Here is a 19,990-nt window from a genome sequence, read left to right on the forward strand (position 1 = left end):
TCAAAAACAGGGATGTTTTTGTCGAGCGTACAGGGACGTATTCACAGCGTGCCCCGGACCACGCTGCCTGCCAGCTCGTACTCCAAGTCTAGAGGAGAAGGATCATGAGTAAGTCGCATCTTGAGTTGACCAATGTACAGATGGCCTTTGATACCAAGGAAGGGCCGTTTGTCGCCTTGGAAAACGTTGACCTGAAGATCCGCAAAGGCGAATTCGTATCGCTAATCGGTCATTCCGGTTGCGGTAAATCGACCGTTCTCAACATAGTCGCCGGTCTGTTGCAAGCCACTCGTGGTGGCTGCGTGCTGGACGGTCATGAAGTGAATACACCGGGGCCAGAGCGCGCCGTAGTATTCCAGAATCACTCTCTGATGCCCTGGCTGACAGTTTACGAAAACGTTGAGCTAGCCGTGCAGCAGGTATTCCGTAAAACCATGAGCAAGTCCGAGCGACGGGACTGGATTCTGCACAACCTCAAACTGGTCAATATGGACCACGCTTTGGACAAACGCCCCGGCGAGATTTCTGGCGGCATGGCGCAGCGGGTGGGTATTGCCCGGGCGCTGGCAATGAAGCCCAGTGTGCTGCTGATGGACGAGCCGTTTGGCGCGCTGGATGCGCTGACTCGGGCGCATCTTCAGGATTCGCTGATGGAGATCCAGCAGGATCTGAACAGTACGGTGATCATGATTACCCATGATGTGGACGAGGCCGTTTTGCTGTCGGATCGCATTGTGATGATGACCAACGGGCCGGCCGCCACCATAGGGGAAGAACTGCACATTGAGCTACCACGGCCGCGTAACCGGGTGACTCTTGCCGATCACCCCGAGTACGTGCGTTACCGCCAGGCGGTGCTGTCGTTCCTGTATGAGAAACAACGGTTTCCCGGAAAAGGTGAGAAGGGAAAAGACAAGCCAGCCGTGGAGGCCGAAGCGCCACAGCAGGACGATGACACATCAGTGCCGGAGAGCGATGACGCAGAAAGTCCCGTTCGTCGCATCGCCTGACAGACCATCGATTCAGCATCGGGCAGGGCGGGTTCCGTCATCAGGCACCTATCCGGTGCACTCCGCCCTGTCGGGGCGCACGGATTCCTCTCCTCTGTTTGTCAGCTTGCCACTAACTTGCTGTAAATAAATGACTAAAAATATTGGCACGGCGTTCGCTTTGTCACTTACAGGGAAGAACGTCCCGGCCACGGATCGGCCGGACCATCAGATCATTGTTGTTGGCATTGGCGCCGGACCATCGATTCTTTCGGGAATCAGATACTCCGGCTTTTTTTGTTCGGGCAGGAGAGGAGATAGCGATCATGAGTACCGGGGCAGAACAAACGCTCGTTATCTGCGGGCACGGTATGGTGGCCCAGCGTCTGCTCGAGAAGCTGGTCGGGCAGCGACAGCAGCCTTTCTCCCGGATTGTCGTGTTCAACGGTGAGTCCACACCAGCCTATAACCGGATCCAGCTTTCCGCAGTGCTGGCTGGCGATGCCAGCGAAGACAGCCTGCAGTTGCAGGAGCCCGACTGGTACCAACAGCACAATATCACTGTGTATCAGGGCGACCCGGTCACTGAGATCAATCGGGCGAACCGAACCATTTATACCGCCAGCGGTCGCGCACAGCCCTATACCCACCTGGTCATCGCCACCGGCTCCCGCTCAGCCCGTCTCGGCCTGGAGGGCGAGGATCTGGCAGGTGTTATGAAATTTCGCGACCTTCAGGACACCCGCAAACTTATTGAGGTCAGCCAGCGCCACCGCCGGGCGGTGGTCATCGGCGGCGGCTTTCTGGGCCTGGAGGCAGCGGAGGGGCTGCGCAACCGGGGGATGGCGGTGACCGTTCTTCATCGCAGCGGCCACCTTCTCAACCGCCAGCTTGATCCGTCCGGTGGCGCCCTGCTGGAGGATGCCCTCAGCGAACGTGGGCTGACGATTCATACGCGCACCTCACCAGTGGCCCTGTTGGGCCGCAACCTTGTGCGTGCGGTACAGCTGGATGACGAAACACTGATCAGCACCGACCTGGTGGTGATCGCTGCCGGGATTACCCCCAACACCGAACTGGCCCGTGATGCCGGGCTGGATTGTGACAGCGCCATCTGCGTCGACCGTCAACTGAGAACCTGTGACCCGCACGTTCACGCGCTGGGGGAATGTTGCCAGGTCGACGGCCAGACCTTCGGGCTGGTGGAGCCCGGCTATCAGCAAGCGGATGTGTTGGCCCGGGTTTTGTGCGATCCCACCACCGATGCCGCCTTCAAGCCATCCATTATCCCTACGCGACTGAAGATCAGCGGCATCCCCATTTTTTCCTGCGGCCAGACCGAGGCGAATGAAGACACCGAATCTGTGGTCTGGCAGGACTACGAAACCAATCGCTACTGCCGGCTGCTGATCCATAACCAGCGCCTGACCGGTGCCGTGCTGTTCGGCGAGACCAGCGACGGCCCCTGGTATAGCGAGCGCATTCAACAGGCCGACGACATCAGCCCTTACCGGGCCCATCTGGCCTTTGGCAAGCACTACTGCGAAGCCGCGTAAAGCGGCCGGGAACAGAGAGAGGAATTACCATGAGCAAGAAAACCCTGATCGTAATCGGCAACGGCATGGTCGGCCATCATTTCCTGGAGCAGTTGGTGACTACACCGGCAGCGGCGGACTTCGACATCAAGGTCTTCGGTGAAGAGAAGCTGCTGGCTTACGATCGGGTTCACCTGTCCGAGTATTTCAGCGGCTCCACTCACGCCGACCTGGCCATGGAAACGGCTGACTGGTATGCAGAGAACGACATCGATCTGCACCTCGGCGAACAGGTGACAGGAATCGACCGTGACAAGCAGACCATCACTACGCCGACGGCGTATTACAGCTACGACGAACTGGTGTTGGCCACCGGCTCCTATCCGTTTGTACCGCCCATCAAGGGTAACGAGCACCCCCATTGCCTGGTGTATCGCACCCTGGAAGACCTGGAGAGCATCCGTGCCAGCTCAGAGGGCGCCAAAACCGGTGTTGTGGTAGGTGGCGGCCTGCTGGGTCTGGAAGCGGCCAATGCTCTCAAGAGTCTGGGCCTGGACGCCCATGTCGTGGAATTTGCCCCGCGCCTGATGCCGGTTCAGCTGGACACCGACGGCGGCGAACTGCTCAAGCGCAAGATCGAAGAGCTGGGTGTGCAGGTTCATACCGAAAAAGCGACCACCGAAATCATCGAGGGCGCCGACGCCCGCCTGCGGATGAACTTCAGCGATGAGACCCACCTGGAGACCGACCTGATCGTGTTCTCCGCCGGCATCCGCCCCCAGGACGCTTTGGCCCGCGCCAGCGATCTGGCCATGGGTGAGCGCGGCGGCATCATCATTAACGACCAGTGCACCACCTCGGACCCGCACATTCACGCCATCGGCGAGTGCGCCCTGTGGAGCGAGAGGATTTTCGGGCTGGTGGCCCCGGGTTACACCATGGCCCGCACCCTGGCGTCAGTGCTCAATGGCGATCAGGAAGCCGCCTTCACCGGCGCCGACATGAGCACCAAGCTCAAACTGCTGGGTGTGGATGTGGGCTCCATCGGCGACGCCCATGGCCAGACCGAGGGTGCCCGCAGCATCCGCTTCAACGACGAACAGGCCGGCCATTACCGCCGCATGGTGATCAGCGAAGACGGCAAGAAGCTCCTTGGTGCCATTCTGGTGGGCGACAACAGCCACTACGACACTCTGCTGCAATACGCCCTGAACGAAATCAAGCTGCCGCAACAGCCGGAAACCCTGATCCTGCCGGAAAGCCAGGGCGGCGCCCCGACGCTGGGCCCCGACGCCCTGCCGGAAACCGCTTCCATCTGTTCCTGCCACAACGTGTCCAAGGGCGACATCTGCGGTGTGATCGACGCCGGTTGCTCCGATCTGGGTTCCGTCAAATCCGAAACCAAAGCCAGCACTGGCTGTGGTGGTTGCGCAGCGCTGCTGAAGAACGTGGTGGACAGCGAACTGGAAAAACGCGGCGTGGAAGTCAGCAAGGATATCTGCGAGCACTTTCCGTACAGCCGCCAGGATCTGTTCAACATCGTCAAGGTCAACGGCATCCGCACCTTCCGCACGCTGATCCGCGATCACGGCAAGGGCCATGGCTGCGACATCTGCAAGCCGGCGGTGGGGTCGATTCTGGCCACCTGCTGGAACGAGCACATTCTGGCCACTGACCACGTGCCACTGCAGGACACCAACGACACCTTCATGGCCAACATGCAGAAAAACGGCACCTATTCCATTGTGCCGCGCATTCCCGGCGGCGAAATCACCCCGGACAAGCTGATTGTGCTGGGTGAGGTGGCCAAGGAATACAACCTTTACACCAAGATCACCGGCGGCCAACGGGTGGACCTGTTTGGTGCCACCCTGAGCGAGTTGCCGGAGATCTGGGAAAAACTCATCGCCGCCGGCTTCGAGACCGGCCACGCCTACGGCAAGTCCCTGCGCACGGTGAAATCCTGCGTCGGCAACACCTGGTGCCGCTACGGCGTGCAGGACAGCGTGGGCATGGCGATCACCCTGGAGAACCGCTACAAGGGCCTGCGCGCGCCCCACAAGGTGAAAATGGCAGTCTCTGGCTGTACCCGAGAATGCGCGGAAGCCCAGAGCAAGGACTTCGGCGTTATCGCCACGGAAAATGGCTGGAACCTCTACGTTTGCGGCAATGGCGGCATGCGTCCACGCCACGGTGACCTGTTCGCCACCGACCTGTCCGATGAGGAGCTGATCCGCACCATCGACCGGGTGGTGATGTTCTATGTGCGCACGGCGGATCGACTGCAGCGCACCAGTGTGTGGATGGAGAACCTGGAGGGTGGCCTGGACTATCTGAAACAGGTGGTTCTGGAAGACAGCCTGGGTATTTGTGAGGAGCTGGAGCAGCACATGGCGGATCTGGTGGGCACCTACCAGTGCGAGTGGAAGACGGCGGTTGAAGATCCTGAAAAGCGGAAGCGGTTCCGGGAGTTTGTTAACGCGCCCTCCAAGAAAGATCCTGTTCAGCAGTGGACTACCGAGCGGGATCAGCGTCGGCCTTTGCTTGAGGGGGAGCCTGCTTAGGACTGATGGCTCGAGGGCGGAGCGCGGGGGTGCGAAATATTTTTCCTTGGGAAAAGAACTCGCTTCGCTCAGACACCTTTTCCTGGCGGAAAAAATTTCGCACCCCCACGCTCATCGGGTCACCAGTTGTCGCTGTTACAGGCACGTACTCGTTCGAGTTAATGCTTTGATTGGACCTTACTGAAATTGGAGGACGTTATGAGAGCACGGACTAACTGGGAAATCGTTTGTACCGTTGATGACCTGGTACCGGAATCCGGTGTCGCGGTGTGGACCGAGGACGGGCCGGTTGCGGTGTTTTATTTGCCGCACCGGTTGCCGGCCTTGTTTGCTGTCAGCCATACCGATCCGTTTACCGGTAAGAACGTGTTGGCACGAGGTATTACCGGTGATTTGAAAGGGCAGCCGGTGGTTGCTTCACCGTTGTATAAGCAGCATTTCAATCTGCAGACCGGCCAATGCCTCGAAGATGAAGCGGTAGCCGTTAAAACCTACCCGGTCCTCCTGGATGGCAACAACGTCAGGGTAGAGATCCCGGCAGCGAACAAAGAATCAGTAGCGGCATAACCGGTCATCACCGAGCCCTGAAAGCGGCCCGGCACAAAGCCTGAAAAGCCGATTTGGGGGTGGGGGTATTTTTTCTGCCAGGGAAAAGGTGTCTGAGCGCAGCGAGTTCTTTTCCCCAAAGAAAAATACCCCCACCCCCGAAGCGGCGACTCCCCTTTACCGAACGGGCCGCTTGGCACGCCACCCGAGGACAAACACCGTAAGCGCCGGCAAGAAGGTAACGGTCACCGTAGCCGCACCAGCCAGACCAAACAGAACGATGGCGCCGACGCCGCGGTAGAGCTCGGTGCCTTCGCCCGGCAGGAATACCAGGGGCGACAGGCCGCAGATGGTGGTCAGGGTGGTCATGGCAATGGGGCGCAGGCGGGTTTCCACCGCGCCGATGACCGCGTCCACCACCGACACATCTTTGTGCCGAAGGTTCTGCCTTGCCTGTTCCACCACCAGAATCGGGTTGTTCACCACCGTACCCATCAGAATCAGGAAGCCCAGCATGGTGATCATATCAAAGGGCTGGCTGAGCGGTAGCAGGCCGATTTTCGGCAGCAGGCCACCTACCAGGTTCATCAACGCCAGGCCCACGATGCCGCCAGCAATACCCAGGGGAATGGCCGTCAGGATCAACAGTGGGAAGCCCCAGTGGGCGAAAATGGCCACCAGCAGCAGGTAAACAATCACCACTGCAATCATGAAATTGCCGCTCAGAGCATCCCGCGTGGCATTAAGCTGGTCGCTGGCGCCGGAGATGTTGATCGCCACGCCCGAGGGTATTTCACCGCTGTCGCGCATGGCGCCCAACAATTCCGTCCGCACCCGCTCCACACCGGCTTCCAGCGGAACGTCGTCCGGAGGAATCACGTTGAGTGTCACCGTACGCCGTCCATCCAGCCGGCGCACGGTGCTGGTGTCCACGGTTTCCTCGATGGTCGCCAGGCTCGACAGGGGCAGAGTAGCTCCCTGAGGGGTATGGACCATCACATCCGGCAATGTATCCAGGCCCGGGTTGCGGCCCTCGCTGCCGTAGAGGTAGATGTCGATCTTGTCGTCATCCAGGAAGAAGTCGTCCACATAAGAGCCTTCAGTCAGCGAGGCCACGGTGAAACCGATTGCCTCGGTGCCAAGGCCAAGCTCGGCCGCACGATCCCAGTCCGGCTGAACCTGGATCAACGGCTGAGCCAGGGAGAGTGTGGCGGGGCGGGTCTGGATGCGCGGGTTGTCGAAAATCTCCCGCGCCCGGTCATAGGCGATGTTGGCAACATCATAGATGGACACCAGGTCGGGTCCGGAGATATCCAGGTTGATACTACGGGTGCCGCCGTCATTGCTGGAGATAATGGAGCCTTTGGCCGCAAACGCCCGCATGCCCGGGAACTGCTCGTAGAAGCCGGTAATCTGTTCCATCAGCACTTCGATGTGCCGGGCATTGACCGTTTCCGCGATGATCCGCACGTTGGTGGGGCTGACCTGCATGTTCAGGTAAGCCAGGGGCGGTATCGGGGTTTCGCCGGTTTCATAGGCCTGTGGGTCCGCCTGCACATGTGGCAGGAAGTGATCCTCCACTTGCCTGGCTATACTCTCCATCTCGGCCAGGTTGTAGCCTGGCGGGGCGTTCATTGACGCGAAGGTTTTTGGCTCTTCGCCTTCGGGCAGATATTCCGCCGGCGGAGTGAGGAACACGATAATCCAGAAACTCAGCGCAATAGTGCCCAGGATGACGACAGCTCGCCTGAACGGCCCGCTGATCATCCGCCTCACGGCACCCACGATGGCGCCGGCCCAGCCCCCGGACACGGTGTTGCCGAACTGGTCGGTATCGGTCTCGCGGACACCAAAATCCAGCCGCGCACTCAGCATGGGAATCAGCGTCACCGCCACCAGCATGGAGGCAAAAATGGCCGCCGAAATGGCAATCGCCACGTCGGAATACAGCTGTCCGGCTTCCTCCTCGATAAACAGGATCGGCAGGAACACCAGAATGGTGGTCATGGTGGACGCGAGTACCGCAGGCCACACTTCCTGCACGCCCTTGAGCGCAGACTCGAACTTGTCCAGCCCCAGGCGCCGGTGCCGTTCAATGTTCTCCAGCACCACGATGCTGTTATCAACCGTCATGCCGATGGCAAAGGCAACACCGGCCAGGGAAATCACGTTGATGGTACGGCCGGTAATCATCAGCCCGAGGAAAGCCGCGATGGCACACAGAGGAATGCCCACAACGCCAACAAAGGTTGCCCGCGATGACCGCAGGAACAGGAACATCACCAGGGTGGCAAACACCGCACCAATGCCCAGATTGGTCCAGACATTGGCAACCGAGGCCTCGACATAGCGGGCATCATCTGCAGTCAGGGCCAGCCGCATTCCTTCCGGCTCCAGCACTTCCCGATTGATGTTCTCCACCTCCTCCATCATCGCCCACTTGATGTCGATGACGTTGGAGCCACTCTCCCGCCGAACCTGCAGGCCCAGAACCCGCTGGCCGTTGATGAAAGACAGTTCGCGGATACGGGAATGGTCCTGACGGACAGTCGCCACGTCTGACAGCCGCACCACGCTATCACCGGTGCGGGAGACAACCAGCTCGCGCAGTTCATCAATATCGCGGAATCGCCCGACGGTGCGCAGCAGATAGCGGCGTTTACCAGCATCCACTTCGCCTCCGGACACATCCTGATTGCGGCTGGTGATGGCATCGCGCAGGTCCAGCAGGCTCAGGCCACGCTGTGCCAGCTTTGCCTCATCAACGGTGATCTGCACCTGACGGTCAGCGCCACCACCCACGGAGACTTCCGATACCCCGGGCACGCTCTCCATACGAGGGCGGACCCGGTCCTCGACAAAATCCCGCATCAGATCAATGTCCAGTTCCCTGGGATTATCCGGCAAGGTGGAAACCCGGAAATACATGAAAGCGTTGGAGGAAAAGGACGCCGCCACGATCCGGGGTTCGTCGACATTGCGTGGATAGTCGGAGACCTGGCTGAGGGCGTTGTTCACCTGAATCAGCGTCTCGGTTATATCAACACCGAAGGGAAATTCCAGCTCGATTTCAGCAGAGCCGCTGGAAGCGGAGGACGCCATTTCGCTGAGATTCGGCACATTGCGGAGATAGCGCTCCTGCTCGATCAGGATTTCCTTTTCAATGTCCTGTGGCGTCGCACCCGGCCATTGCGTTTCCACGGTAATGGTGCGGGTTTCCAGGTCCGGGATCATCTGTACCGGAATGCGCAACGCCGCGGCAGCACCGATAACCGCAATAATCAGTGCGACTACGGTTACCAGGGTGCCGTGACGAATCACTCCGGCAAACATCAGCGCGATCCCCGCTCGGCCAGCCGTACTCTGGCTCCGTCCTCAAGGGATTCGTTGCCGCGGATCACAACCTGTTCGTCACCTTCCAGGCCAGAGAGTATCTCCATGCGATTATCAAAGCTGGAGCCCACTTCTACCCGCTTTTCCCGCACCTCATACAGGTCTTCATCGGATGTTTCGGCTATCCACACTGTAATACGGCCATCGGGATATCGGTTGATAGCGTCCCGGGATACAGTCAGGCCCTGCTCGCCCGTGGAGACCCGAAGTACCGCCCGCACCGCCATGCCAGGCAGTACATCCAGGTCCTCAGGCCCGGTAGCCCGCAACAGGAAGGTTCTGGCCTGGGTGTCGCTGACCGGCACCAGGGACTCAATGGTGACCGGCACCGGTTTCTGGTTCATGCCTCTGGCCTGAACAAGCAGCTCGGAATCGTCTGTGATGCGCTGGTAATAATCCTGGGGTACCCGGAAATCCAGCCGTAGGTTGGTGGTGTCTACCAGAGTCAGCAGCTCGTCGCCAGGCGTAACCCACTCTCCCAGGTCACTGGTGCGGTTGCTGACCACGCCATCGAACGGTGCCTCGATCCGGTGCCGGGCAAGCACAACCTGGTGTCGTTTCTCTTCGGCACGCAACCGGGCAAGGGCGGCTTCCGTGGTGGCGACTTCGCTCTCACGGGCGCTGACCTCGGTGGCGGCAATATTACGACCAGCGCCAACAGACCGGGCTTCCGCCAGCCGACGCTGCGCCTCTTCCAGCCGGGCACGGGCCTCGGAGACTTCAGCACGGACACTTTCCAGCTCGAACTCCGCCTGCTCGTCGTCCAGCCCCATCAGCAAATCGCCTCCGGTTACCCTGTCGCCGGTTTCAACGCGAACATCCTCAACAAGCCCCGCTACCGCCGTAGACAGCCTGGAAGTGCGCAGGGCGTTGACGGTACCGTTCAGGCTGACTTCACTGATGATGTCGGATGTGTCAACCCGCTCCAGCTCCACGCCAGGGCGATCCTGAGCCTGGGCGTGCGATAGCACAAAGCACCCTAATCCGACCAGAACCCCCAGTCGCCCGATAGTTGGTCTCACGGAATTACCCCTTAGTCCTTGCGCTGGTTTACGTGTTAAATCCTGTCTCCTTAAGTTGCTTTTAAACTACGTCCCGAATTTCCCTGCAGACCTGTCGAAATAGCAGTTTCAGGCCTGCTCAGCCAGCAACCGGTACTTCCACCGAACCTGAAATGCTGTAACACTGGCGGACAGACAACAACCACAACAACAATGCGAGATTCATAGCGTGAAACCACTGAGCCCGTTAGACCAGGTGTTTCTGTGGCTGGAAAAACGCCAGCAACCCATGCACGTTGGCGGCCTGCAGCTGTTCTCATTCCCTGATGGTGCGCCGGACAACTATGTTGCGCAATTGGCAGACCAACTGCGGGAACAGAAGCTTGTCACACCACCGTTTGACCAGCATCTGACCAGCCGCTTCGGCCAGCCCGCCTGGGTGGAAGACAAGCATTTCGACCTGGAACACCATTTCCGGTTTGAAGCCCTGCCCACGCCGGGCCGCATCCGTGAACTGCTGTCATTCGTTTCTGCGGAACACAGCCACCTCATGGACCGGGAACGCCCCATGTGGGAGTTTCACCTCATCGAAGGCCTGCAGGATCGGCAGTTCGCCGTCTACACCAAAATACACCACTCCCTGGTTGACGGTGTCTCTGCCATGCGCCTGTTTCAGCGTATGCTCTCGGAGGACCCGGAGCAGAGGAACATGCCACCTATCTGGTCATTGCCACCCCGCAACCGCGGCAACGTCGATGATAGTGGCCCATCCATGTGGCGCAACGTCGCCCATTTGCTGGGGGAATCCGGAAAACAGCTGGGCACAGTGCCCGCGGTGACCAGAGCGTTGTTGAGCACAGTCAACCGGGCGCGAAAAGACCCGGCCTACGACTCCATCTTCCACGCTCCCCAATGTGTCCTCAACGGCAAGATCACCGGCTCTCGCCGCTTCGCCGCCCAGTCCTATTGCCTGAAACGTATCAAGGCCGTGTGCAAGGCTTACGAAACCACGGTCAACGACGTCGTCATGGCCATGTGTGCCACGGCGCTGCGCACCTACCTGATGAACCAGGACGCCCTGCCAGAGAAGCCCCTGGTAGCGATGGTGCCTGTTTCCCTGCGCAAGGACGACAGCTCCGGTGGCAACCAGGTGGGCATTATCCTGGCCTCCCTGGGCACCCACCTGAACGATGCTGCCGACCGCTTACGGTACATCCATGAAGACGTAAAGGCCTCCAAAGAGCGCTACGCCAGCATGTCGCCGGAGGAAATCCTGAACTACACGGCGTTACTGCTGGCGCCGGCAGGCTTTAACCTGCTGACGGGCCTGGCGCCAAAGTGGCAGACTTTCAATGTGGTGATTTCCAACGTGCCCGGGCCAAAGCAGCCCAGTTACTGGAATGGCGCGAAGCTGGAAGGGATGTATCCGGTGTCGATTGCCATGGACCGTATCGCCCTGAACATGACACTGACAAGCTATTGCGACCAGATAGAATTCGGCCTGATAGGCTGCCGCCGCACCCTGCCCAGCATGCAGCGAATGCTTGATTACCTGGAGGATGGCCTGGCCGAACTAGAAAGCGCAGCCGGGCTTTGAGGCCTAACCAAACTTCATTTCCTGGTTGCGCTCGGAGATCTGGCTGTTCAGTGTCCAGAAGTCATACAGCACACCGATCAGGAACAAACCACCGGTGAACAAGTAGATGATCCCGGTAATCCATTTACCCATATACATCCGGTGGATACCAAACACGCCGAGGAACGTCAGCAGTATCCAGCCGATGTTGTAACTGACCTCACCATCCCGGAACCGCCGGTCCGCCTCCCGGTCCATGGCCGGTATCAGAAACAGGTCGATAAACCAGCCGATAAACAGCAACCCCAGGGTAAAGAACCAGATGGTGCCGGTTATCGGTTTACCGTAATAAAACCGGTGGGAACCCAGGAATCCGAAGATCCATAGCAGGTAGCCTATGAGTTTGCTGTGGGTATCCTGGTTGGGTGTCATTTGCTTCGGTTTCCTTTTAGTTTGGTGGTGGCCTGCATCTGTCGACCCAGCCTTGTGGTTTGGCTGGCTGGCCGGGGGGGATGGGATATTTTTCCTTGGGAAAAAGAACTCGCTTCGCTCAGGCACCTTTTTCCTGGCGGACAAATATCCCATCCCCCCGTCCGTCACACTATTAGGGCATAGTCGAGAAATACAAACTGAAAAAAGTGAATAAACCCTCAGACAGCCTTCTCCATGGAAAATGGGTGTGGGGTGGTGGTATTTATTTTTCTCGTAAAAAATGGTGTCTGAGCGCAGCGAGTTCATTTTTCGAAAAAATAAATACCACCACCCCGCAACCACGCTCCCAAGCCAGAGGCCCGAGAGGCCAGGCACCAATCTCAAGGCCCAACCTCCGGAGCAGGATCCGCGCCACCCAAACGGAATTCGCTGGCCGACTTGCCGGTCCATTTGCGGAAGGCACGGCTGAAGTTGGACAGATCGGCGTATCCCAATTCGTAGGCAATCTCGCTGACCGATTGATTGGTGTACCTCAAAAGCTGGATGGCGCGGTCTTTCAGGACCGCTTCGACAATTTCCCGGTAGGTGGTGTCTTTCTCCGCGAGGCGGCGTTTCAGGGTTCGGGACGACACGCAGAAACGTTCGGCCATGGACTCCAGTGATGGCAATGGTCCTGGCATCATGTGGAGCATATTGCGGATGGCGTAGGTGATGTCGCCCTGGTCTTTGAGAGCTTTCTGGAGTTCGAATTCGCACTGGTCGCGAGCCATACGCGATGCCTCTGCGTCCGCCAGCCGCATGCGGGTAGCCAGCAGGTTCTTGGGGAACACCATGGTTTCTTCCGGCTGGCCGTATTCGAAGGGTACCGGCAACTGGGGAGCAAACTTGCTGTAATAAGCGGGCTCCGGTGAGGTCAGTTGCACTTTCACGCCGGGGAGTTTGCCATCCTCCAGTCGGAAACCCTGTGTTTCCGCATCTTCGCGATCAATCAGCTGTTCAGCCAGCAGCATCAGGGTGGCGCTCACTGTTTCCGCCAGAAAGCGATACTGGGTGGGCACGCCGAATTCAGTCTGCAATCTTACCAGCACGTGGTCGCCGATGTCGGTCAGGGCCATGGTCAGGAAGGGGACTCGCAACTGCAGGTAGCGCCGCACTGAATCCAGGGCGCCCGCCAGGGTAGGGCTGGTGAGGGCCGCGAACCCCAGTGTGCCGTGGATGGTAACCCGCAATTCCCGCGCCAGCATGAAGCTCAGGCCTTCCTTGCCCGCCAGATCCAGCGCTCTTTCCACCATTACGATGGCGTCAGTAACAAACACCCTGCTGTCGTTGGATTTCAGGTCCTGGGGCGCGAATGCCATACCTTCGTACAAAGTGCGGTCGTTGTAGCCCAGTTGCCGCACCACATCCGCCAGCACCCGGAGATAGACACCGGGAACCAGGAACAGTCCCAGCATCTGCCGTTCTTTTTCCGGGCCCGGATTCGTCATGCAGGTTCCTTGTTGTTATCGAAGCACTCAAGGAGTCCGATGCTATCAGAAGCCCGGCACAGCGGCACTGTGGCTGGAGGCACCCGCACTCACGTCAGCACAGTCAATCAGGGCCAGCTCTGGCCCCTACTCCACGATGGCCGTCCCCTTTTCGCATTCAAAGGCTGCATTCACTCCCCCACACTGAATTCATCACATCAGCCATAGCGCCATGCGCAGGAGTAATGACATGCTGAGAACCAAAACCACTGAGCCCGGACCGGTTGCCCGCACCCCAGACAATATCGCCATCAAACCACAACGTATGGGATTCGAGTTCGGGGAAAAGGTCCCCCACTACTGGCTGAATGACAGCTACACCCTGAGCCACACCATGAACGCGCTGTCTGTGCTGTTTCCGCAGGGCGAGCAGTTTTTCGTGGATTCGGTGCGCTATTATCAGAAAGCGATCCAGGATCCGAAACTGAAGAAAGAGGTTCGGGGTTTTATTGGCCAGGAAGCCATGCATTCCCTGGAGCATAAGGCCATGAATCAGCATGTGCGCGATCAGGGCATGCCGGTGGAAGAGCTGGAAGAGCATCTGGAAGTGGTGCTGGGCATCGCAAAGAAACTGCCCAAACGCCACCAGTTGGCCATCACCTGCGCCCTGGAGCACATGACGGCGATGATGGCAGACATGCTGTTGGCGCGGGATGACGTTCGCGAAGACATGCACGAGACCATGCGCCCGCTCTGGGTGTGGCATGCCATCGAGGAGACCGAGCACAAGGCGGTGGCCTACGATGTGTTCAATCAGGCCGGGGGCACCTACGCTGAGCGCACGTTCTACCTCGCCTTCAGTACTGCCGCACTGGGCGTGATGGCCAGTTACTTTACCACGCGGATGATGCTGAACGACCGTAAAAACTTCTCATTGAAGGATAGCGCCCGTGGCCTTTGGGCTATGTGGGGCAAAAACGGAACATTCTCGAGCCTGATCCCCAACTGGCTGGAATATTTCAAGCCCGGCTTTCACCCCTGGGACCACGACAACAGTGAGCTGATTGCCCGGTTCAAAGAGCAGGTCAGTGAGTATATAGCGCCAGAATATCGGGAGGGGAATCGCCGGACGATTCAGTAACAGTTAACTCCGCGTGGTCGCAGGCGGGGCGTGCTCTGCCTGCGGCCTGAGCCAGAGTACGGGTTAACAGGCTAAATAGGCCCACCCGCAAGACGCTGCCCGTCCAGTGGTGACACACCGGCTCTGGCTACCGTATTACGACCCGCGCGTTTGCTGCTGAACAGGCACCGGTCAGCGGTCCGGAAGAGTGTCTCGGTTTCGGTGCCGTGGTCGGGGTAATGGGCAATGCCGAAAGAGGCCGTTACCCGGATAATAGCCTCACCGTAGCATAGTTCGCTGTCAGCGATGCGCTGGCGCAGTTCGTCCATCAGCTCGAAAGAATCGTCTGGTTTCACGTCACGAAGGATAAGACCAAATTCCTCTCCGCCCAATCGTCCAACGGAGTCGGTAGCCCGCAGCCGTTCAGTCAAACGGTGGCTGATATCACGAAGCACCTCGTCACCGGCATCGTGGCCCATGGTGTCATTGACTACCTTGAAGTAGTCGATATCCATGATCACCAGGGCAAATCCTGAACCACTGCGATTGCACTCCGCGAGGGTTCGGTTGAGGGTACTCTGGAAACTGGCGCGATTGGACAGGCCGGTGAGGGCATCGGTCTGCGCCAGGGTGAACAGCTTCTGCTCGGCTTCTTCGCGCCGGGTTTCGTAAAGATGGATGAATCCCAGCATCAGCACAGCGCATAGCACCATGTTCAGCAGGTCGATCATGCTTCGTGCGTCAGCGACGAATTCCAGGTGAAAGTAGTAGGTCACACATCCCGCTAGCATGAAAGGGGCGCTAAGCAGGAAACCCTCCTTTTTGCCAAGCAGAAGATAGGCCAGGACTGGCATCATCAGCACCCATACGAACGCCGCAACGGATGCGTCAGGTACCAGCATGATCAGCAGAGCAAACGAAAACCCGGCCACCAGATAACTGTATATCCAGATCTGCAGGTGCGGCGTTCGGTTGATTCGGGTAACGCCGAGGAACAAAACCAGGCTGGCAACAAACTCCCCGGCTGCAAGCCAGAGATAGCCATTCAAAATCTGCAGACAACCGAAAACAACCAGCGCGGAACCGGTAACCAGAAACAGGGTCCGCATCATTGAGCGGCGATGGATATCCCGCAGCCCTGAGCGGCTTTGTTCTAAGGATGCACCAAGATCCGGGTGCTGGGGTATTTTCATGCTGCCTCATTCCCTGAAATACAGCCACTTCAAGTTCAATGGCTGTACGTAAAATATACAGGTGCAGCTACCCGGCTTCAATCGTCCTGGCGACCTGCCCCGACCGATTAGTTACGGCAGGCGGTAAAAACGGATCAAATGTACAGATTTTTGCGGGAGAAACGTTCCACCAAAGGCTGATAGGCAGACCCCAGCACCCGGTTAAGGGCATCTATGCCCCAGGCATCCGGCCCCACGAGAATGCGGGATTCATTCTTCAGGATGCCCCTGATAATAATGTTGGCGGCTTTGTCGGGTGTTGTCATGGCGATTTTGTCGAAACCCTTGCGCTGGGCATCGGCATTCTCGGATTTTCCAATGCGGGCCGAATTGGCAATATTGGTTCGGATACCGCCAGGGTGCACGCAGCTTACGGCCACCGGCTGCTTTTCCAGTTTCATTTCCTGGCGTAACGATTCGGTAAAACCGCGAACCGCAAACTTGGCCGCGTTGTAGGCGCTCTGCTTGGGCACCCCGATCAATCCGAACACGCTGGAGATGTTCACCACATGGCCATCCCCGGACGCAATCAAATGCGGCAGGAACGCGCGTGTGCCGTGAGCCACGCCCCAGAAGTCGATGTCCATGATCCATTTGAAGTCTTCATCGGTCATTTCCCGGACACTGCATGACAAGGCCACACCGGCATTGTTGATAACCAGATTCACTTGCCCGAAATCACTTGCCACCTGCTCGGCGTGAGCATAGATCGCGTCGCGGTCGGACACATCCAGACGGTAGGTTCTGACTTCGGCGATGCTGCATTGCTCCGCAGTTTCGGCAAGGCCTACTTCGTTAACGTCCGACAGCGCCAGCCGGCAACCCTTTGTCGCCAAAGCCAAGGCCACAGCCCGGCCAATACCGGAACCCGCGCCAGTAACCACTGCTACCCTGTTGTTCAGATCCTTCATCGTCGATGGCCTCTTATTATGCGATGGGTTGCTCACTTTAACAGGTGTCGGGCCAGGGGATATGGCAATAATGCAGGCCTGACCGGGGCAGCAGAGCCAGTTTCTGTGACCCGTGCGTCGATGAAAGGGTACAATTGCCCGCTTTGATCATTTATCTGTCACTAACGGGTGTTTCTGTATGGAATGGAGTCTCACACATTTCTGGCTGATTCTCGCCCTCGTGCTGAGCCTCGCGGAGCTGACGTCCGGTGTTTTGGTCTTACTGGCACTGGGCATTGCGGCTGCGCTGACGGCACTGCTGACGTTTCTGGGTGCACCTTTCGAGTGGCAGCTGGTAGGTATGGGCGTGTTCTCGGGCATTCTGGTGCCAGTTGCCATTCGCTGGATCAAGCCACGGTTTTCCCCCAAAGGCGTGGCTTACGGAACCACCGGCACAGGGGTGGAGCAGGGCAAGCACTACCGGACGCTGAAACGGGATTTTGACAGCGCCAGCGGCATCAAGGTCAACGGCGATTTCTATCGCCTGCGCACCAGCGATACCGGCATGATCGAATTGCCGGAAGGTACAGAGGTCATTTTCGAACGTTTTGACGGCACCACTGCCGTTGTCCACACGATCAATCACAAGGAGCAGTAAACATGGAATCGGTTATTTCCCCCGGGCTGGTGATCAGCCTCGTATTAGTGATCATTGGTGTTTTCATTATTGCCAAGGGCCTGGTTATCGTGCGCCAGTCCGAGGTAATGGTTATCGAACGATTGGGTTCGTTCAATCGCGTACTGGAAAGCGGCGTGAACATCATCATTCCGTTCATTGAGCGCCCACGCGCCATTATCATGACCCGCTATGTACGCATGGGTGACGAATATCACCCCAGCAGCAGCTTCGAAACCCGCATCGACCGCCGCGAGACGGTGATGGACTTTCCCGGCCAACCAGTGGTAACCACGGATAACGTCACCGTGAACATCAATGGCGCGCTCTATTATCAGATTATCGACCCGCGTCGTGCGGTGTATGAGGTGGCCAACATGAGCCAGGCTGTGGAAGTGTTGGCGAAAACCACCCTGCGCTCGGTGGTGGGCAAGATGGAACTGGACAAGTTGTTTGAATCCCGCAGCGAAGTAAACAACGCAATCCAGGCGGAAATGGAAGAAGCCGCCTCCAAATGGGGGGTCAAGCTCACTCGCGTTGAAGTCCAGGACATCAGCATGCCAGAGGAAGTTGAAGAGGCTATGCGTCTGCAGATGGCCGCCGAGCGCAAGCGTCGCGCCACGGTAACCGAGGCGGAAGGTGAAAAGTCCGCAGCCATCGCCATGGCCCAGGGCCAGCGCGAATCGGCCATCCTCAATGCCGAGGGTGACAAGGAGTCCGCCATCCTGCGCGCCCAGGGTGAGCAGGAGTCGATCCGCCTGGTGTTGAGTGCCATGGGTGATACCGAGGAGAACAAGCAGACGGTTATCGGTTACCTGCTGGGCCAGAGCTATATCAAGGTGTTGCCGAATATGGCGAAGGACGGCGAGCGCGTTTTCGTGCCTTACGAATCCTCCGCCCTGCTGGGCTCCATGGGCATGTTCCGGGAACTGGCCGGCAGCCCTGAAGACATCGTACGCCAGAGCGTGAAGCAGGACGGCCTGCGCGGTGGCATGGTGGCATCAGCTGGCAACAGCTGATGCCCTTCAAAGGCAGTCTCGACCACTGTCAGCCTTGACCAAGCAGGTTGTCGAGTGGCTGCTGGTAACCCGGCGCAAACACCTCCAGAAAGTACATCACTTCCGGCAGGGCATCTTCCTCCAGCTTTTTGAGGATGTGGCCTGCAGCTGGCTCGAACTCCTTGTTACCCGCCTGCATCTCCGCCTCGCATTTCAGCAATGCCGATAGCCGGTCAGCTGCCTTGATCAGCTCCTGTTCTTCGGCTGTCCAACGGGACTCACGAATATAGGGAGCAAATTCGTCACGAAGATCCTCAGGTAGCAGGGCCAGCAGCTCCGCTTCTGCCTTGTGTTCTATATCTCCGAACGCTTCGCGCATCACTGTGGAGTGGTATTTGACCGGTGTCGGCATATCCCCTGTGATGACCTCTGTGGCATCGTGATAAAGCGCTGCGGCGGCAATCCGGTCAACATTGACCTTGCCACCAAAGTGCCTGTTGCGAATGATGGCGAGAGCGTGGGCAAGGGTTGCTACTTCCCAGGAATGGGTGGCAACGTTCTCTTCAATGGCGTTACGCATCAATCCCCAGCGTTTGATCCAGCGAAGTCGGGAGACATAGGCAAAAAAATGGCTTAGAGGGCGGCTCATAGAGGCTTCCCGTTTTGCATGAGTTTATAATTGGCCTCTACTGGCACTGAGGCATCAATGCTAATCTGAATATACGTTCACCTTTTACCAGAGTGGAATCACAATCTTGAACCTCAGAGGCCTGTTGAAAACCGCTCTTCTGCTTCTCTCCCTTCCGGTAACCCTGGGGTTATCAGTCAGTGCCTCATCGGAGACAGAGATTACCGTCGGCGTATATGATTTCCCACCCGTAGCCGCTATACGTGACAACAGCAGGTTAAACGGATTGCTGGGCGATCTTCTTGCCGAGATGGAATCCACTCACCAGGACATCTCGTTTCGTATCGTACACACCTCTCCCAAACGCAGGCACCTGGATTTTGAAGCCGGGTTGTACGACGTCATTTTCTTCGAGAGCCTGGATTGGGGCTGGGAATCCCGACCCATTGAGGCCACGCACCCGGTGTTGAGTGACGAGGACGTTTATGTAGCCCTGAAAAAGCCCGGCCGGGACCAGAGGTTTTTCGACAATATAACCGACCGGAGGATTGCGGCCATTTCAGGATACCACTATGGCTTCGCCGGTCTGTCTACAAACGATGCGGAACTGGAAAAGCGCTTCCAGGTCGAGTTCTCTCAAAGCCACGAACGCAACCTGAAGCTGATTAAAGCCGACCGTCCATCAGTGGCGGAAGTAGCCGTTATCAGCCACGCCTATCTTCGTGTGCATCTGGAGCGAAACCCGGAGGACAAGGACCGGTTCCTGGTGTCCGATATGGCCGACCAGATGTATTTGCTCCGCATCCTGACCCGGGAAGATGGCCCGGTATCTGCCGAAACACTTGAACAACTGCTGTCACCAATAATTCAGGATGGGCGTTACCAGCAGATGGTTGAGCGCCACGGGCTTCAGATACCGCCTGAGCTGCCCGGATATTGACACC

16 protein-coding genes are annotated in these 19,990 nt (G+C 58.1%); 9 read left to right on the forward strand and 7 right to left on the reverse strand.

The genetic code is table 11. From position 1 onward, the window contains the following. Positions 1-140 precede the first annotated feature (140 nt). The 4 genes from M8010_RS01170 to nirD all read left to right on the forward strand — a co-directional run bounded on the left by M8010_RS01170 (position 141) and on the right by nirD (position 5,655). Positions 141-1,010 (forward strand): ABC transporter ATP-binding protein, encoded by an 870-nt coding sequence (locus M8010_RS01170; RefSeq protein WP_250090076.1) that lies wholly within the window; start codon positions 141-143, stop codon positions 1,008-1,010. A gap of 305 nt (positions 1,011-1,315) precedes the next feature. Beyond that, positions 1,316-2,545: an NAD(P)/FAD-dependent oxidoreductase gene (locus M8010_RS01175; protein ID WP_250087005.1), complete on the forward strand. Its 1,230-nt coding sequence runs from the start codon at positions 1,316-1,318 to the stop codon at positions 2,543-2,545. A 29-nt stretch (positions 2,546-2,574) separates the two neighbouring features. Continuing rightward, positions 2,575-5,088: a nitrite reductase large subunit NirB gene (nirB, locus tag M8010_RS01180; RefSeq protein ID WP_250087006.1), complete on the forward strand. Its 2,514-nt coding sequence runs from the start codon at positions 2,575-2,577 to the stop codon at positions 5,086-5,088. Between the two features lie 198 nt (positions 5,089-5,286). Continuing rightward, positions 5,287-5,655 (forward strand): nitrite reductase small subunit NirD, encoded by a 369-nt coding sequence (nirD, locus tag M8010_RS01185; protein ID WP_250087008.1) that lies wholly within the window; start codon positions 5,287-5,289, stop codon positions 5,653-5,655. A 156-nt stretch (positions 5,656-5,811) separates the two neighbouring features. On the opposite strand, the gene M8010_RS01190 is transcribed toward nirD, so the two are convergent. Further along, entirely contained in the window at positions 5,812-8,967 is a 3,156-nt protein-coding gene (locus M8010_RS01190) for an efflux RND transporter permease subunit (RefSeq protein ID WP_250087009.1), read from the reverse strand. Further along, positions 8,967-10,049 carry an efflux RND transporter periplasmic adaptor subunit gene (locus M8010_RS01195; RefSeq protein WP_250087012.1) on the reverse strand — a complete coding sequence of 361 codons (1,083 nt, stop codon included), beginning with the start codon at positions 10,047-10,049 and terminating at the stop codon, positions 8,967-8,969. Before M8010_RS01195 ends, M8010_RS01190 begins: the two co-directional genes overlap by 1 nt. 208 nt (positions 10,050-10,257) lie before the next feature. Between M8010_RS01195 and M8010_RS01200 the strand changes: the two genes are divergently transcribed. After that, the gene (locus M8010_RS01200; RefSeq protein WP_250087014.1) at positions 10,258-11,625 is read left to right on the forward strand and encodes a WS/DGAT/MGAT family O-acyltransferase; all 1,368 of its coding nucleotides are present in this window, start codon (positions 10,258-10,260) and stop codon (positions 11,623-11,625) included. 3 nt (positions 11,626-11,628) lie between these two features. On the opposite strand, the gene M8010_RS01205 is transcribed toward M8010_RS01200, so the two are convergent. Then, entirely contained in the window at positions 11,629-12,036 is a 408-nt protein-coding gene (locus M8010_RS01205; protein WP_250087016.1) for an NINE protein, read from the reverse strand. 380 nt (positions 12,037-12,416) lie between these two features. Continuing rightward, positions 12,417-13,523 (reverse strand): helix-turn-helix transcriptional regulator, encoded by a 1,107-nt coding sequence (locus tag M8010_RS01210; RefSeq protein ID WP_250087018.1) that lies wholly within the window; start codon positions 13,521-13,523, stop codon positions 12,417-12,419. A 229-nt stretch (positions 13,524-13,752) separates the two neighbouring features. On the opposite strand from M8010_RS01210, the gene M8010_RS01215 reads away from it, so the two are divergent. Continuing rightward, positions 13,753-14,643 (forward strand): metal-dependent hydrolase, encoded by an 891-nt coding sequence (locus tag M8010_RS01215; RefSeq protein WP_250087020.1) that lies wholly within the window; start codon positions 13,753-13,755, stop codon positions 14,641-14,643. Positions 14,644-14,714: 71 nt separating this feature from the next. Here the strand turns inward: M8010_RS01215 and M8010_RS01220 are convergent, their stop codons facing one another. Both M8010_RS01220 and M8010_RS01225 read right to left on the reverse strand, forming a co-directional pair. Beyond that, positions 14,715-15,815 (reverse strand): GGDEF domain-containing protein, encoded by a 1,101-nt coding sequence (locus tag M8010_RS01220; RefSeq protein WP_250087022.1) that lies wholly within the window; start codon positions 15,813-15,815, stop codon positions 14,715-14,717. 134 nt (positions 15,816-15,949) lie between these two features. Next, a complete protein-coding gene (locus M8010_RS01225; RefSeq protein WP_250087024.1) occupies positions 15,950-16,765 on the reverse strand; it encodes an SDR family NAD(P)-dependent oxidoreductase in 816 nt (271 codons plus the stop codon). A gap of 178 nt (positions 16,766-16,943) precedes the next feature. On the opposite strand from M8010_RS01225, the gene M8010_RS01230 reads away from it, so the two are divergent. Next, positions 16,944-17,402, forward strand: coding sequence for an NfeD family protein (locus M8010_RS01230; RefSeq protein WP_250087026.1), 459 nt, complete (start codon positions 16,944-16,946; stop codon positions 17,400-17,402). Positions 17,403-17,404: 2 nt separating this feature from the next. Then, positions 17,405-18,439, forward strand: a complete 1,035-nt coding sequence (locus M8010_RS01235) for an SPFH domain-containing protein (RefSeq protein ID WP_250087029.1) — start codon at positions 17,405-17,407, stop codon at positions 18,437-18,439. Between the two features lie 28 nt (positions 18,440-18,467). On the opposite strand, the gene yfbR is transcribed toward M8010_RS01235, so the two are convergent. Beyond that, on the reverse strand, positions 18,468-19,067 hold the full coding sequence (gene yfbR, locus M8010_RS01240) for a 5'-deoxynucleotidase (RefSeq protein WP_250087031.1): 600 nt from the start codon (positions 19,065-19,067) through the stop codon (positions 18,468-18,470). 124 nt (positions 19,068-19,191) lie between these two features. On the opposite strand from yfbR, the gene M8010_RS01245 reads away from it, so the two are divergent. Then, positions 19,192-19,986 (forward strand): substrate-binding periplasmic protein, encoded by a 795-nt coding sequence (locus M8010_RS01245; RefSeq protein WP_250087032.1) that lies wholly within the window; start codon positions 19,192-19,194, stop codon positions 19,984-19,986. Positions 19,987-19,990 lie beyond the last annotated feature (4 nt).

This window comes from Marinobacter sp. ATCH36 (assembly GCF_023555055.1).
Classification (GTDB): domain Bacteria; phylum Pseudomonadota; class Gammaproteobacteria; order Pseudomonadales; family Oleiphilaceae; genus Marinobacter.